Origin of the sequence: Sphaerisporangium dianthi (assembly GCF_042654065.1) — a bacterium.
In the GTDB taxonomy this organism is placed as follows: domain Bacteria; phylum Actinomycetota; class Actinomycetes; order Streptosporangiales; family Streptosporangiaceae; genus Sphaerisporangium; species Sphaerisporangium dianthi.
The window spans coordinates 160,473-174,648 of record NZ_JBHSFP010000011.1 but is presented as its reverse complement, the minus strand read 5'-3'; the positions used below and the strand labels follow the sequence as shown (position 1 = coordinate 174,648).

10 protein-coding genes are annotated in these 14,176 nt (G+C 71.5%); 6 read left to right on the top strand and 4 right to left on the bottom strand.

The features are described 5' to 3' along the window. The first annotated feature begins 296 nt into the window (after positions 1–296). Positions 297–1,232, top strand: coding sequence for a heme o synthase (locus tag ACFO60_RS18520; protein ID WP_380841656.1), 936 nt, complete (start codon positions 297–299; stop codon positions 1,230–1,232). Between the two features lie 193 nt (positions 1,233–1,425). Then, positions 1,426–1,905, top strand: a complete 480-nt coding sequence (locus ACFO60_RS18515; RefSeq protein ID WP_380841655.1) for a hypothetical protein — start codon at positions 1,426–1,428, stop codon at positions 1,903–1,905. A gap of 39 nt (positions 1,906–1,944) precedes the next feature. On the opposite strand, the gene ACFO60_RS18510 is transcribed toward ACFO60_RS18515, so the two are convergent. Continuing rightward, positions 1,945–3,381: an NAD(P)/FAD-dependent oxidoreductase gene (locus tag ACFO60_RS18510; protein WP_380841653.1), complete on the bottom strand. Its 1,437-nt coding sequence runs from the start codon at positions 3,379–3,381 to the stop codon at positions 1,945–1,947. A 107-nt stretch (positions 3,382–3,488) separates the two neighbouring features. Continuing rightward, on the bottom strand, positions 3,489–5,198 hold the full coding sequence (locus ACFO60_RS18505; RefSeq protein WP_380841652.1) for an ABC transporter family substrate-binding protein: 1,710 nt from the start codon (positions 5,196–5,198) through the stop codon (positions 3,489–3,491). Positions 5,199–5,301: 103 nt separating this feature from the next. On the opposite strand from ACFO60_RS18505, the gene ACFO60_RS18500 reads away from it, so the two are divergent. The 4 genes from ACFO60_RS18500 (at position 5,302) to ACFO60_RS18480 (ending at position 11,895) form a co-directional block, all read left to right on the top strand. Next, entirely contained in the window at positions 5,302–6,282 is a 981-nt protein-coding gene (locus ACFO60_RS18500; RefSeq protein ID WP_380841650.1) for an ABC transporter permease, read from the top strand. Positions 6,283–6,298: 16 nt separating this feature from the next. Beyond that, the gene (locus ACFO60_RS18490; protein WP_417765083.1) at positions 6,299–9,010 is read left to right on the top strand and encodes a dipeptide ABC transporter ATP-binding protein; all 2,712 of its coding nucleotides are present in this window, start codon (positions 6,299–6,301) and stop codon (positions 9,008–9,010) included. A gap of 231 nt (positions 9,011–9,241) precedes the next feature. After that, on the top strand, positions 9,242–10,567 hold the full coding sequence (locus tag ACFO60_RS18485) for a PrsW family intramembrane metalloprotease (protein ID WP_380841649.1): 1,326 nt from the start codon (positions 9,242–9,244) through the stop codon (positions 10,565–10,567). A gap of 239 nt (positions 10,568–10,806) precedes the next feature. Then, entirely contained in the window at positions 10,807–11,895 is a 1,089-nt protein-coding gene (locus tag ACFO60_RS18480; RefSeq protein ID WP_380841648.1) for a lytic polysaccharide monooxygenase auxiliary activity family 9 protein, read from the top strand. 494 nt (positions 11,896–12,389) lie between these two features. On the opposite strand, the gene ACFO60_RS18475 is transcribed toward ACFO60_RS18480, so the two are convergent. Both ACFO60_RS18475 and ACFO60_RS18470 read right to left on the bottom strand, forming a co-directional pair. Beyond that, a complete protein-coding gene (locus ACFO60_RS18475) occupies positions 12,390–13,121 on the bottom strand; it encodes a SanA/YdcF family protein (protein ID WP_380841647.1) in 732 nt (243 codons plus the stop codon). A gap of 6 nt (positions 13,122–13,127) precedes the next feature. Beyond that, positions 13,128–14,162 (bottom strand): COX15/CtaA family protein, encoded by a 1,035-nt coding sequence (locus ACFO60_RS18470; RefSeq protein ID WP_380841646.1) that lies wholly within the window; start codon positions 14,160–14,162, stop codon positions 13,128–13,130. Between the last annotated feature and the right edge of the window lie 14 nt (positions 14,163–14,176).

Genomic DNA, 14,176 nt, shown 5'->3' with positions numbered 1-14,176 from the left:
GACATGCGGCCGGGGAACAATGGTGCTCGCGTTCATACAACCTTGCCCTTAGAACGCGGGCTGGAACACGAAGAGCTCCACCGCCCGCGAACCTGGCCGCCGCCGCGAAGACCGGCGGTCACCAGCGCGGACGGGCCCCTCGCCGGGGCGCCCGCGCGAGGGGCATTCGCCCCCGATGCCGGGACCGAGGCCCCCCCGCACTACAGTGAGTCTTCGAAAGCGCTGGCTCATGCCCGCAATCACGGATCCGCTCTAATCAGAGGTTACGCGTTGACCCCGCACCCGCTGGAAGCGCCATGACGGTGCTGACCACAAAGCCGCCCACGGCCTCGCTCTCGGCCGCGCGCCGATCGACGCTCGCCACCGTGCGGGCATATGTGGCGCTGACCAAGCCGCGGATCATCGAGCTGCTGCTGATCACGACGCTTCCGGTGATGTTCCTGGCCGCCCGTGGTCTCCCGCCGCTCTGGACCGCCGTCGCCGTCCTGGTCTTCGGCACCCTGTCCGCGGGCAGCGCCAACGTGCTCAACTGCTACATCGACCGCGACATCGACGCGCGCATGCGCCGCACCCGCCGCCGCCCGCTGGCGATGGCGGAGGTCACGCCCCGCAACGCCCTGGTCTTCGGCGTCGTGCTCGGCGTCCTTTCCACCCTCGGGCTCGGCCTCGCCGTCAACTGGGTGGCGGCCGGGCTGTCGGTCGCCGCGATCTTGTTCTACGTCTTCGTCTATTCGATGCTGCTCAAGCGGCGCACCTCGCAGAACGTGGTGTGGGGCGGCATCGCCGGCTGCATGCCCGTGCTCATCGGGTGGGCCGGCATCACCGGGCGGGTCGACTGGGCGCCGGTGGTGCTGTTCGGCGTGGTGTTCTTCTGGACGCCGCCGCACACCTGGACCCTGGCCATGCGCTATCGCGAGGACTACGCCGCCGCCAAGGTGCCCATGCTGCCGGTGGTGGCCGGCGAGCGCCGCGTGGTGCTCGAGAGCGTGGCCTACACCTGGGCGACCGTGCTGTGCTCGCTGCTGCTGTGGCCGGTCGCCGGCACCACCCCGTTCTACGCGGTGGCGGCGGCGGTCCTCGGGGCCGTGTGCCTGTGGGAGGTCTACCGGCTGCTCGGCCGCCTGAACTCCGGCAAGACGGGTGTGGCGCTGCGTCCGATGCGCTTCTTCCACTGGTCCAACGCCTACCTGGCGCTGCTCTTCCTCGCCGTGGCCGTCGACTCCCTCCTCTGAGACGACCCTGCCTTCAAAGACGACCTTCCTCCCGGACGAGCTCGCTGACGTCGAGGAGTTCCGCGCGTCCGGTCCCGCGTCCATCGCGCCTTCCGAATTCGACTATTACGGTCATCCGTTGTGGGATCGTCCGGCAGAATGATCAGCCGGCCGCCGCCCGGCAGGCGGGTGGGGGCTCGGAAAGGATCACTGGATGCGAAGGTCCACCAAGACGGTTCTCCTCGCCGCGGCGCTGTCCCTCGGCGGTGTCATGGCCAACCCCGCGCAGGCGCTGGCCTCGGTCCGCAGCCCCGAGGGCGTCTGCGGCGCGGGGTTCCACCGGGTCGCCGACAGCAAGCGCGTGGTGAAGACGAGTTCCGGAGACGTGTTCGGCTACGTCTACCTGCTCTACAACAGCAGGACCGGCTACAACTGCGTCACCACCATCAAGACGGCGTACGTCGGCACGGCGACCTACACCGCCGCCACCCTGACCACTCAGACGCGGCGGGTCAAGGACGAGCCCGTGCGGACCAACAAGAAGACCGACGGGCGCAAGTACAAGTACTACGCGGGCCCGGTGAAGCTGTACGCCAAGGGCTTCTGCGTCAAGTACTCCGGCACCATCTGGGACACCCGTCGCGACGCCGCGATCGCCACCGGCGGCCGCAACTCCTGGGGCAACTGCGGCTGAGGGGTGCCGAGGGCGGCCGCGGCCGCCCTCGGGCCTTCCTCAGCGGCCGGAGATGAGGCCGGCCAGGCGGGCGTAGGCGGAGGTGCGCGACATCTGGGCGTTCTCGTGGCGGTCGGCGGTGCGGAAGAGCGCGTAGATGGCCTGCACGCCGAGCCAGCGCAGCGGCTCGGGCTCCCACTGGCGCACCTGCCGGCCCACCCACGGCAGGCGGGTCAGCTCGGTCTCGCGCCGCAGGACGAGGTCGCGCAGCGTGCGCCCGGCGAGGTTGGTCGTGGTGACGCCGCTGCCGACGTAGCCGCCCGCCCAGCCGAGGCCTGTCGCGTGGTCCAGATGGACGGTGGAGCACCAGTCGCGGGGCACGCCGAGCACGCCGCACCAGGAGTGCTGCACCCGCGCGCCGGCCGTCGCGGGGAACAGCGTGGTCAAGATCCGGTACAGCGCCGCGACGGTCTGCGGCTGGGTGGCGCCGCGCACGTCGGTGCGCGAGCCGAAACGGTAGGGCACGCCCCGCCCGCCGATGGCGATGCGGCCGTCGGCGGTCCGCTGCGCGTAGCAGTAGGCGTGCGCCTGGTCGCCCAGCAGTTCCTGGTCCCGCCAGCCGATGCGCTCCCACACCTGCTCGCCGAGCGGCTCGGTGACGATCATGGAGCTGTTCATGGGGAGCCATTGGCGGCGCTGCCCGCGGATGCTCGCGGTGAAGCCCTCGGTGGCGCGGATCACGTACTCGGCGGTGACCGTGCCGCGGTCGGTGACCGCGGCCGCCCTGCCCTCCTTGCCGGCGCCGGTCCGCGGCCGGATCTCGGTGACCGTGGTGCCCTCGAAGAGGTCCACGCCGAGGGCGGCCACCGTCCGGGCGAGGCCCACCGCGAGCTTGGCGGGCTGGATGCGCGCGCAGTGCGGGCTGTAGGCGGCCGACAGGGCCCCGGCCACGTGGACGCGCTCCTCACGTTCCCGGACGCCGAGCGGCCGCATGTCCTCCTCGTCGAAGCCCCACGCGCGCAGGTCGGCGAGCTCGGCGCGCAGGCGGCGGTCCTGGGCCGGGTTGGTGGCCACGTGCACCAGGCCGCCCTTGTGGACGTCGGCGTCGATGCCCTCGGCACGGGTGATCTCGATCACCTCGTCCACCGCCGCGAACATCGCGTGCTGCAGGTCGATCATCGCCTGGCGCCCGCGGGCGGCGGCGTGCCGCGCGCGGGACCCGGCGAACTCGGCCGACAGCCAGCCGCCGTTGCGCCCCGAGGCGCCGAACCCGGCGAACTCCCGCTCCAAGATCGCGATGCGCAGGTCCGGCTGCGCCTTCTTCAGGTAGTAGGCGGTCCACATGCCGGTGTACCCGCCGCCCACGATCGCCACGTCGTAGTCGCGCGCCCCCGGCAGGGCGGCCCGGTGCGCCGGGACGCCGATCTGCCGGTACCAGAACGAGACCCCGCCGTTGGCGAAGTCGTCGGTCAACGGCGTGCCGTTCAAGCGGGTCATACTCGTTCCTTACCGCCTCGTCTCGTACGGACATACAGCCCAAAGACGGATATTAGGGCTCAGGTGGTCCGATCGTGTCATCCGTGGCGGGGAATGACCTCAGGGTCTCACTTCTCCCATCCCACCTTGGTGAAGTTGTCGGAGGACAGGCCGCTCGCACCGAAGTTGGCCAGGCCCTTGCGCACGGCCAGCACCTGGGGCCGCTGGTACAGCTCGATGGTGTGGCCGAGCCGCCAGACCAGGGCGTCGGCCTGGTTGTACAGCTTGATGGCCTCGGCCCGGTCGGTGGTGGTCTGCGCCTTGGTGAGCAGGCCGACCAGTTCCGGCGAGGTGATCCGGCCGTAGTTCTGGTAGACGTTCTCGCCCTCGGGCCTCTGGTACTGGGGGAACGCCTGCGACAGGAAGAGCTGGTCGACGTTGCGGAAGGAGACCAGGTCGAAGTCGCCGCGATTGACGTACTTCTCGAAGAAGTCGTTGCCGGGCACCTTGTCGATCGTGATCTGGATGCCCGCCTGGGCGAGCATGTTCTGCAGCAGCGTGGCCTGGTCGACCTGCTGGGAGGTGGAGTCCGCGCTGATCACGAACGACAGCTTCAGTGGCGCGCCGTCCTTGGTGCGGGGCTGTCCCGCGCCGTTGTCCTTCCAGCCCGCCTCCTCCAGCAGCTTCTTCGCGCCCTCCAGGTCGTACGTGCCGTACTCGCCGGAGTTGTCCTGGTAGCCCTCCTGGTTCGGCATGAAGAAGTGGTTGCCGAGCGGCCGGGCCTTGAACGGCAGGTCCTTGAAGGCCACCTCGGTGAGGGCGCCGCGGTTGACCGCCTTCTCCACGGCGTTGCGCACCTTGAGGTCCCGCAGTGGCCCCCGCCCGCCGTTGAGGGTGATGTGCACCTCGTCCCAGCGGGCGCCGACGCGGATGGCCGTGTCCGGGTCGTCCTTGACGCGGCCGTAGGCCTCCGGGCGGATGGCCGCGACGTAGTCGATCTCCTTGTTGAGGTAGGCGTCGAGAGCGGCGGCCGGGTCAAGGGCGCGGAAGACGACGGAGTCGAGCTTGGGCTTGGCGCCCCACCAGTTGGGGTCGCGGACGGCGGTGATGGTCTGCGCCGTCTTGTCGTAGGAGCCGATCTTCCACGCCGCGGCGGTGATCGGCACCTTCTCCAGCCAGCCCTTGTTGAACTTCTCCGGGGTGTCGTAGGCGGCCGCGGGGAACAGCGGGTCGAACGTCTGCCGCCAGTCGGCGAACGGCTTGTCGAAGGTCACCTTGACCTCCTGCGGGCCTGAGCCCTGCTCCACCTTGCCGATCAGGTCGTACCCGGGCCATCCGGCGGACAGGTAGGACTTGTCCTTGCCGTTCAGCGCCTTCCACTGGGCCTGGAAGTCCCTGTAGCTCAGCGGGGTGCCGTCGGACCACTTGGCCTTGGGGTTGAGCTTGTAGGTGACCACCTGGGGCGAGGTGGAGGTCACCTCGGCCGACTCCAGGTAGTCGGGCACCGGGTGGGGGACGCCCTTGGCGTCGTAGGTGAACAGGTCGGGCTCGACGAGGGACACGATCGCGGCGCCGTCGCCCTGCGTGCCGTCGACCTGCTGGCTGTTGTACTGCGTGATCCACTGCTGGATGCTCATCCGCAGCGTGCCGCCGTCCTTGAGACGGTCCAGGGGCTGGGGGTTGATGTCGGCCGCGTCGACGGCCGGGCCGTCGCCGGCCGCGCCCGGCGAGCCCGTCGCCGGCGCGCCGGAGCCGGGGGAGGAGGCGTTCCCTCCGCAGGCCGCGAGCGCGAGCATCGCCGCGGCGGCCACCGCCCATAGCCGGGTACCTGTCGTCACGTCTTCTCCCATAAGGTGCTGTTTGCGAACAAAACAGACTTTAACGGTAGGGTTACACAAGATTTACCACCGGGGTCGGATCAGAGGGGAAAAGGAACGCGGCGTGACAGGCTTCCTCGTCAGGCGGGCCGGGTACTACCTGGCGCTGCTCACCGTCGCGGTCTTCCTCTCCTACGCCGTGGCCGCCACCGCGCTGAACCCCCGCGCGTACTTCGAGGGCCGCCAGCCGAGGCCCCCGGCCGCGGCCGTGGAGGCCCAGCTCACCCACCTGGGCATCAACGACCACGACCCGCTCCTTGTGAGATTCGGCACCTGGTCCGGGCACGTGCTCACCGGCGACCTCGGACGGACGATCTTCGACACCTCGGTGGGCGAGGAGTTCGGCCGGCGCGTCGGCGTGAGCCTGCGGCTCCTGCTCGTCGGCACCCTGCTCGGCACCGTGATCGGCATCCTGGCCGGCGTGTGGAGCGCGGTACGGCAGTACCGGCCCTCGGACCGGGTGATGACGGTCACCTCGTTCGTCCTGATGTCCACCCCGGTCTTCCTGCTCGCCGTGCTGCTCAAGACCGGCGCGCGCTGGATCAACGAGACCTTCGGCCAGGTCATCAACTACACCGGTGAGAAGACGCCCGGCCTCACCGGCGGCCTGTTCGCCCAGGCGGGCGACCGCGCCGTGCACCTGCTGCTGCCGACCCTGTCCATCGCCCTCGGCGCGATCGCCACCTACAGCCGCTACCAGCGCGCGAGCACGCTCGACGTCCTCGGCTCCGACTACCTGCGCACCGCGGTCGCCAAGGGGCTCTCGCCGCGAACGGCCCTGCTCAAGCACGGGCTGCGCGTCGCGCTGATCCCGCTGTCGACCTTCTTCGCCTATGGCTTCCTCGCCATCTTCACGGGCGCCACCCTCACCGAGACGATCTTCGGCTGGCACGGCATGGGGGAGTGGTTCGTGGACGCGGTCAGCAAGAACGACGTCAACGCGGTCGTCGCCGTCAACCTCTTCGCCGCGGTCGTCGTCCTGGCCTCCGGCCTGGCCGCCGACCTGCTGCACGCCGTACTGGACCCCCGCGTCCGCGACGCCTAGGCCGAGAAAGACCCCAGTGATCCGTATCACCTTGCGAAGGCTCGCCGCGGCCAAGGGCGCCGCGGCCGGCTTCACCGTCATCCTGCTGCTGTTCGCCCTCGCCTTCGCGGGCCCGCTGCTGAGCCGGTGGCGGTTCGGCGACATCGACTTCACCGCCATCCGGGAGCCTCCGTCGGCCGGGCACTGGTGGGGCACCAACGGCATCGGGCAGGACGTCTTCGCCCTGGTGACCCACGGCCTGCAGAAGTCGCTCGTCATCGGCCTGGTGGTGGCGCTGTTCTCCACCGTCCTCGCCACCCTCGCCGGCGCCGTGGCGGGCTACTTCGGCGGCTGGACGGACCGGGCCGTCCGCTTCGTGATCGACCTGTTCCTCGTCTTCCCCGGTTTCCTGGTGATCTCGATGATCTCGCCCGCCCTGCGCGGGGCAGGGTGGCCGGTGTTCGCCTTGCTGCTCGGGGTTCTCGGCTGGATGGTCAGCGCGAGGATCGTCCGCTCGATGACGCTGTCGCTCAAGGAACGCGAGTTCGTCCGGGCGGCCGAGTTCATGGGCGTCGGCGGGGCGCGGGTGATCGGGCGGCACATCCTGCCCAACGTGGCCTCGTTCCTGATCATCGACACCACGATCGCGGTGGGCGGCGCGGTCATGAGCGAGACGACGCTGTCCTACTTCGGATTCGGCGTGCAGCCGCCCGACGTCTCCCTCGGCACGCTCATCGCCGAGGCCACCGGCGGCGCCACCACCTACCCGTGGATGTTCTTCTTCCCGGCGACCCTGCTCATCGTGTTCGTCCTGGCCGTCAGCATGGTCGGCGACGGGCTGCGCGACGCGGTCGACCCCACCCCCCGGCCCGCCCGCCGCGCCCGCCGTGCCCGCCGGCCGGGTTCCGCCGCGCCGTCCGCCGCGCTCACCCCCGGGGAGCCGGCGCCGGACGACGTCGTGCTGTCGGTATGGGACCTTCGCGTCGCCTTCGGCAAGGAGGAGGCGGTCAAGGGGGTGAGCTGGGACCTGCGCCGCGGAGAGGTGCTCGGCATCGTGGGCGAGTCCGGATCGGGCAAGTCGGTCACCGCACTGGCCGCGATGGGTCTGCTCCCGCCCTCGGCCTCGGTGCGCGGCTCGGTCAGGCTGGCCGGCACGGAGATCATCGGCGCGCCGGTGTCCACGCTCATGGCGCTGCGCGGCAGGCGGGTCGCCATGGTGTTCCAGGACCCGCTGTCGGCCTTCACGCCCGTGATGCGGGTCGGCGACCAGCTCGCCGAGGCCGTCCGCGTCCACCGCGAGGTGTCCAGGGCCGAGGCGGGGCGGCGCGCGGTCGAGCTGCTGCGCATGGTCGGCATTCCCGACCCGGCACTGCGCGCCGGCTCCTACCCGCACGAGTTCTCCGGCGGCATGCGGCAGCGGGCCATGATCGCGATGGCGATGGCCAACGACCCCGAGGTCATCGTGGCCGACGAGCCCACCACCGCCCTCGACGTGACCGTCCAGGCGCAGATCCTGGACCTGCTGGGCGAGGCCCGCCGCCGGACCGGGGCGGCCCTGGTCTTCGTGAGCCACGACCTCGGCGTCATCGCCGGGCTGGCCGACCGCGTCGTGGTCATGCGCGACGGCCTGGTGGTCGAGCAGGGATCCGTCGAGGACGTCTTCGCCCGGCCCAAGGAGGACTACACGCGCGACCTGCTGGCCGCCGTGCCCCGGCTGGACCAGGCGCCGCCGCCGCGCGAGCTGTCCGGCCGGCCCCCGGTGCTGGAGGTCTCCGGCCTGTCCAGGACCTTCCCGCTGCTCAAGGGCACGGTGTTCAGGCGCGAGGTCGGCTCCCTCCGCGCGGTCGACGGCGCGGACCTGCTCGTGCGCCGCGGTGAGACGCTCGGCCTGGTCGGGGAGTCGGGCTCGGGCAAGAGCACGACCCTGTTCGAGATCATGTCGCTGGCCCGCCCCGCCGAGGGCACGATCAAGGTGCTCGGGTCCGACACGGCCGCGCTCACCCGCAAGGAGGCGACGCGGCTGCGCGGCGAGGTCCAGATCGTCTTCCAGGACCCCATGGCCAGCCTCGACCCGCGCATGACGGCCGGCCACATCATCGCCGAGCCGCTGCTCACGCTCGGCGTCCCCCGCCGGGAGGCACTCGCGCGGGTGCCGGCCCTGCTGGAACAGGTGGGCCTGCCCGCCGCCCACGCCGAGCGCTACCCCCACGAGTTCTCCGGCGGGCAGCGCCAGCGCGTCGCCATCGCGCGGGCCCTGTCGGTGCGGCCGAAGCTCGTCGTCCTGGACGAGCCGGTGTCGGCGCTGGACGTCACCGTGCAGGCCGGGATCCTCGCGCTGCTCGCGCGGCTGCGCGACGAGCTGGGGCTGGCCTACCTGTTCGTCTCGCACGACCTGGCGGTGACCCGGCGCATCGCCGACCGGGTCAGCGTGATGTACCTCGGCAGGACCGTCGAGACCGGCGACGCCGCCGCGGTCTTCGAGACGCCCCTGCATCCCTACACGCGCGCGCTGATCTCGGCGGTCCCCATCCCCGACCCGTCCCTGGAGCGCCGCCGGCGGCGGATCCTGCTGGCGGGCGACCCTCCCGGCGCCACCGCCCGGCCGGCCGGGTGCCGCTTTCGCGGCCGGTGCCCGGTGTACGCGGAACTTTCGGCCGACCGGCGCGTCCCCTGCGAGACGGTCGACCCGGAGCCGTCGGCCCACGGCGGGGGGCACGTCGTCGCCTGCCACCATCCCGGTGTCGCCTGAGGAGGCTCACCGGCCGGGCGAGTCGGAAGATGTAGCATTTGCCGCAGGTGTGGGGGGTCTTGTCGACGGGAATACCTGATTGCTCGGAAGCGGGTCGTGTGCGGGGTGGTGCAGTGATCACGAGGGGCGGGCCATACGGGCGCGCGGAACGCGTGCCGTGCGGGCGCGGGCCGGGCGCGCGACGCGAGCACAGAGCGGACAGGTCGTGCCCGGTCGATTACGCTCGCGCGCATGACGAACCATGATCCCCGCTGGGTGCTGAGGGAGCGTCCCTCCGTCGGGCTGATCATCGGCCTCGTCGTGGCCGGCATCTGCGCCCTGGTGTCGTTCTCGTTCGACATCTTCAACGGCGAGCCGGTGCAGTTCTTCATCGCGCTCGTCCTGGCGCTGGCCCCGGTGCCGCTGCTGCTGGCGGCGCTGCTCGGGCTCGACCGCATGGAACCCGAGCCCCGCAAGGACCTGGTCTTCGCGTTCATGTGGGGCGCGGGCGTCGCGGTGCTGGTGGCGGGCGTGCTCAACGGCCTGAACCTCAGGTACGTGACCATCGCCACCCACGACCCGGCGAGCGCCCACAACCTGGTGGCGACCTTCGTGGCCCCGGTGGTCGAGGAGACGATGAAGGGCCTGGTGCTGCTCGGCCTGCTGCGGTGGCGGCGGCAGGAGCTGGACGGCCCGACCGACGGCATCATCTACGCCGGCATGGTGGGCCTCGGCTTCGCGATGAGCGAGAACGTCAGCTACTACATCATGGCGCAGGACCAGCACGGCTTCCAGGGCCTCGCGGTGACCGTGGTGCTGCGCGGGGTGCTGTCGCCGTTCGCCCACCCGCTGTTCACCTCGATGATCGGCATCGCGGTGGCCTACGCGGCGCAGCGCCAGGGCCCGGTGCGCGGGGGAGTGGTGCTGCTCGGCTGGGTCGCCGCCATCAGCCTGCACGGCATCTGGAACGGCTTCACCTCCTACGTCGGGTTCCAGGGGCTGGCCCTGGCCTACCTGCTGCTGATGATCCTGTTCTTCGTCGAGTTGAGCGTGGTCGTCAAAGACCGCAAGCGCATCGTCGGCCTCATCCAGTTCTACCTGCCGCCCTACGGCGGGCTCGGGCTGGTCACCGACTACGACGTCTACATGCTGTCGTCGCTGCAAGGGCGGCGGCAGGCCCGTCAGTGGGCGAAGGCCTACGGGGGGCAGGCCGGTCTGCACGCCATGCGCGACTACCAGGCCGCCGCGACCGAGCTGGGCCTGCTTCACGAGCGCGGCGTGCGCGGCGTGATCGACCGGGACGCCTTCGAGACCCAGCGGGAGGCCCTGCTGGCCTGCATGAGCGCGGCCAAGGCGGCGTTCCCCGTCCCCGAGAGGCACCAGGCCGCGATCGCCAAGGGCATGGCCCCGCCCGGTTACGCCCCCGGGCACGACACCTGGCATTCCGCGTCGCCCTACCCGCCACGCGACGGATACCCCCGCGATCCGTATCCGGCGGACGGCGCCCCCGGCCCGGAGCACCGGCCGGGCCCGCCCGGGGCCGCGGGCCCCACCTCCGGCGGCGGCCACCGGCCGTAGTGACCGCGAGCGGCCCCTCGCCCGGCCTTGCCGTGCGAGGGGCCTCGTGTTTCAATCTCGTTACGCGGATGTTCGTGGCCACGTCCGACGCCTTTCCGGGTGGCCAGGCCGAAGAGAGCGCATGGCCGGCGCCGTCGCCGCGCGCGCCCTGAGCACGACATCAGAGCGGCGACCCCCTGCGCGTGCTCGTCCTACCGCCGACCCGCATGGCGGCATCCGCGAACGTGAAGAGGAAACACGTGAGAACCAAGGCAAAGGTGGCGATACTCGCCGCTGTGGCGGTCGTGGCCGCCGGGCTGACGACGTTGGGCCTCCAGCGTTCGGCCCTGGCGCACGGCGCCCTCCAAGCGCCCGCGAGCAGGACGTACGCCTGCTACACCGACGGGCTGACCGCGAGCCACGAGATCAAACCCAAGAACCCCGCCTGCGCTCAGGCCGTCGCCGCCGGAGGGACCCAGCCGCTGTACGACTGGTACGGAGTGCTGCGCTCGGACGGCGCCGGCCGTACCCGTGGCTTCATCCCCGACGGCAAGCTCTGCAGCGGCGGGTTCGACAAGTACGCCGCCTACGACGCCCCGAGGGCCGACTGGCCGTCGACGGTGGTGCGGCCCGGCGCGACGTTCGACTTCGTCTACGGAGCCTGGGTGCCGCACCCCGGCGGGTTCAAGCTGTACATCACCAAGGACGGCTACAACCCCACCATGCCGTTGACCTGGGCCGACATGGAGGAACAGCCGTTCTTGACGGCCGATCCCGAGCCCGAGGTGAGCAACGGCGCCTACCGGTTCTCCGGACGGCTGCCCAGCAAGAGCGGCCGGCACGTCATCTACTCGGTGTGGTACCGGTCGGACAGCAAGGAGACCTTCTACGGCTGCTCGGACGTCATTTTCGACGGTTCCTCGACGCCGCCTCCGAGTTCACCGCCCCCGAGTTCGCCCCCGCCGAATTCGCCGCCGCCCAGCTCGCCTCCCCCGGATTCGCCGCCGCCGGTGACGCCCACGCCGTCTCCGTCCTTGCCGGGGGCGATCGCCTGCTCGGGCACCGTGACGCTGGCCAACAGCTGGCAGGGCGGGTTCCAGGCCTCGGTGACGATCAAGAACACCGGCACGACGCCGATCAACCAGTGGTACGTCCAATGGATGATGCCGCTCGGCATCACCATGACGCAGGCGTGGAACGGGACCCTGATGCAGAGCGGCCCGAGCGGCATGATCCACGCTCCTCAGTGGGCGCCCAAGCTCGACCCCGGGGCCACGGCGACCGCCGGGTTCCTCGCGACCATGAGCGGGGCCACGCCGCCGACGTTCACCGACGTCAGCTGCGGATAGCCCTCGGGTGAGGGAGCGCGCCGGCCGCCGGCGCGCTCCTTGCGCCCCGGGGGGCGCGTCCAGCGCGTCCGGCGGGCGTGGGTCCGGTGCGTCCGCCGCGTCGGGGCGGGTCGGGGGGCCGGCGCGTCCGGCCGCGAGCGCGGGCCGGTTCGGCGGATCGGGACGCGGGCATGCGAAAACCCGGCCGCCGGACCGTGAGGCGGAGAGGCACTTCCGCCTCACGGTTTGCAGCGTCCGAGTTCAGGACGGGATACGCGGTTGTCGTGGCACCTGCCGAGAGGCGTCACCTTCCTTGGCCGGACGGATGAGGTCAGAGATTATGGGAGCGCTCCCATGCGCGCGAAGGGACCATACACCGGCGGCCCGCCGGATCCGAAGAGCCGATCCACCTGCCGTGGACCTCGATCGAGAAGCCGCAGCTCTCGAACGTCGCCGCGAGGCCTGCCGATGAAACTTTCGCGCCGGCGCCGAAAACAAAGCCGCGGCGGGCGTGTTCAGGAGCCGGAGTCGAGGGCGCGTTCGAGCGAGCTCTCGCGCGGTCCGGGGAAGACCGGCGCCGACCTCAGCACGACCGCGTCCAGGAAGCCCTTGGCGGTCGCGCCGAACTCCCGCACCGCGTAGACATAGGTGCGGGCGGGGAAACGGGCGGCGGAGTCGTCACCCACCCCGAAGGTTCCCAGGCCTGCGGCCCGGCACAGGGCGACGGCGCGCGGCAGGTGGAAGTTCTGCGTGACGACGATCAGGTCGCGGGCCCCGAACACGTCGCGAGCCCGCACACAGGAGTCCCAGGTGTCGAAGCCGGCGTAGTCGAGCACCAGCACCCTCCCCGGCACCCCGCGCGCGATCAGATAGTCGCGCATGACCGACGGCTCGTCGTACCCGGCGCGGCCGTTGTCACCCGACAGCAGCAGAGCCCGCACCTTGCCCGCGCGGACCAGCTGCGCGGCGATGTCCAGCCGGGAGGCGAGCATCGCCGTGGGGGAGCGGCCGTACAGCCCGGCGCCGAGCACCAGGCCCACCGGGGCCGCCGGGACCTCGCGCGTCCACCCCGGCACGGCGCCGGCGGTGAGACGGTAAGGCGCGCTGGACAGCCACGCCCAGGTCATCGGCGCCACGCCGAGCAGGCTGAGGACCACGGCGCAGAGATACGCGCGGCGCTGGACGGAGCGCGAGCGCAGTGACGTCCGGGCGGCGCGGGACCACCGCGCGACGGGAATGCGGATCACGAAGGCTCAGACGCCGGCGGCGTCCAGCCGGTTCTCCCCTGACGCGAGCGGCTCCGCCGGGCCGCGCGACCGCATGAGATAGACCACGCGCAGCGTGGCGATCCACACCAGCGTCGAGCCGAGCACGTGCAGGCCCACCAGCAGCGCGGGGACGGCCAGGAAGTACTGCACATACCCGATGACGCCCTGGGCCAGCTCGACGCCGAACAAGATGAGCGCGCCGCGGCGGGCCCGGCCCGGCGAGTCGGTGACGTGCAGCGCGAACAGCAGGGCGAAGGTCATGCCGACCACGATCCACACGATGTCGGCGTGCAGCCGGGCCACCGACTGGATGTCGAAGCCGAACCGCGAGGCGGCCTCGTCGCCGGAGTGCGGCCCGGTGCCGGTGACCACGACACCCGCGATCAGCAGCACCAGGACCGCGGCGACCAGCACGAAGCCCAGGGTGCGGATGTCGCGGTGCACCAGCCGCCGGGGCGGCGCGTCCCCCTCGCCCGACCGCGCGTACAGCGCGAACGCCGCCGCGATCATGCCGATGGAGAACAGGAAGTGCACGCTCACCGTGACCGGGTTGAGCAGCGTGCGCACGACCAGGCCGCCCCACAGCGCCTGGACGGCGACGCCGACCGGCTGGATCCACGCCAGCAGCACCAGGCCGGAACGGCGCGGCGCCACCCGCGTCACGGCGACCACGCAGGCCACTGCTACCGCCAGGACCAGGAAGGTCAGCAGGCGGTTGCCGAACTCGATGGCCATGTTGACGGGCGAGTGGGCGTCGTGCGCGGCCGGGACGAAGCTGCCGGGCGTGCAGCGCGGCCAGGTCGGGCACCCGAGCCCGGAGCCGGTGAGCCGGACGGCCGCGCCGGTCACCGCGATGCCGGCGTTGACGATCACGGCGACCAGCGCCCACCGCCTGACGGTTGCGGGAGTGGGCGACCACGCGGAATGAAAGAGGTCAAGGGCCCGGCCCTGGACCCGGTCGCGGAAGGCGCCGGACCCGGCGTCCCGTACACCGGCCGGGGTCTGGTCTGCTGCGGTCACGGCACACATCGTAG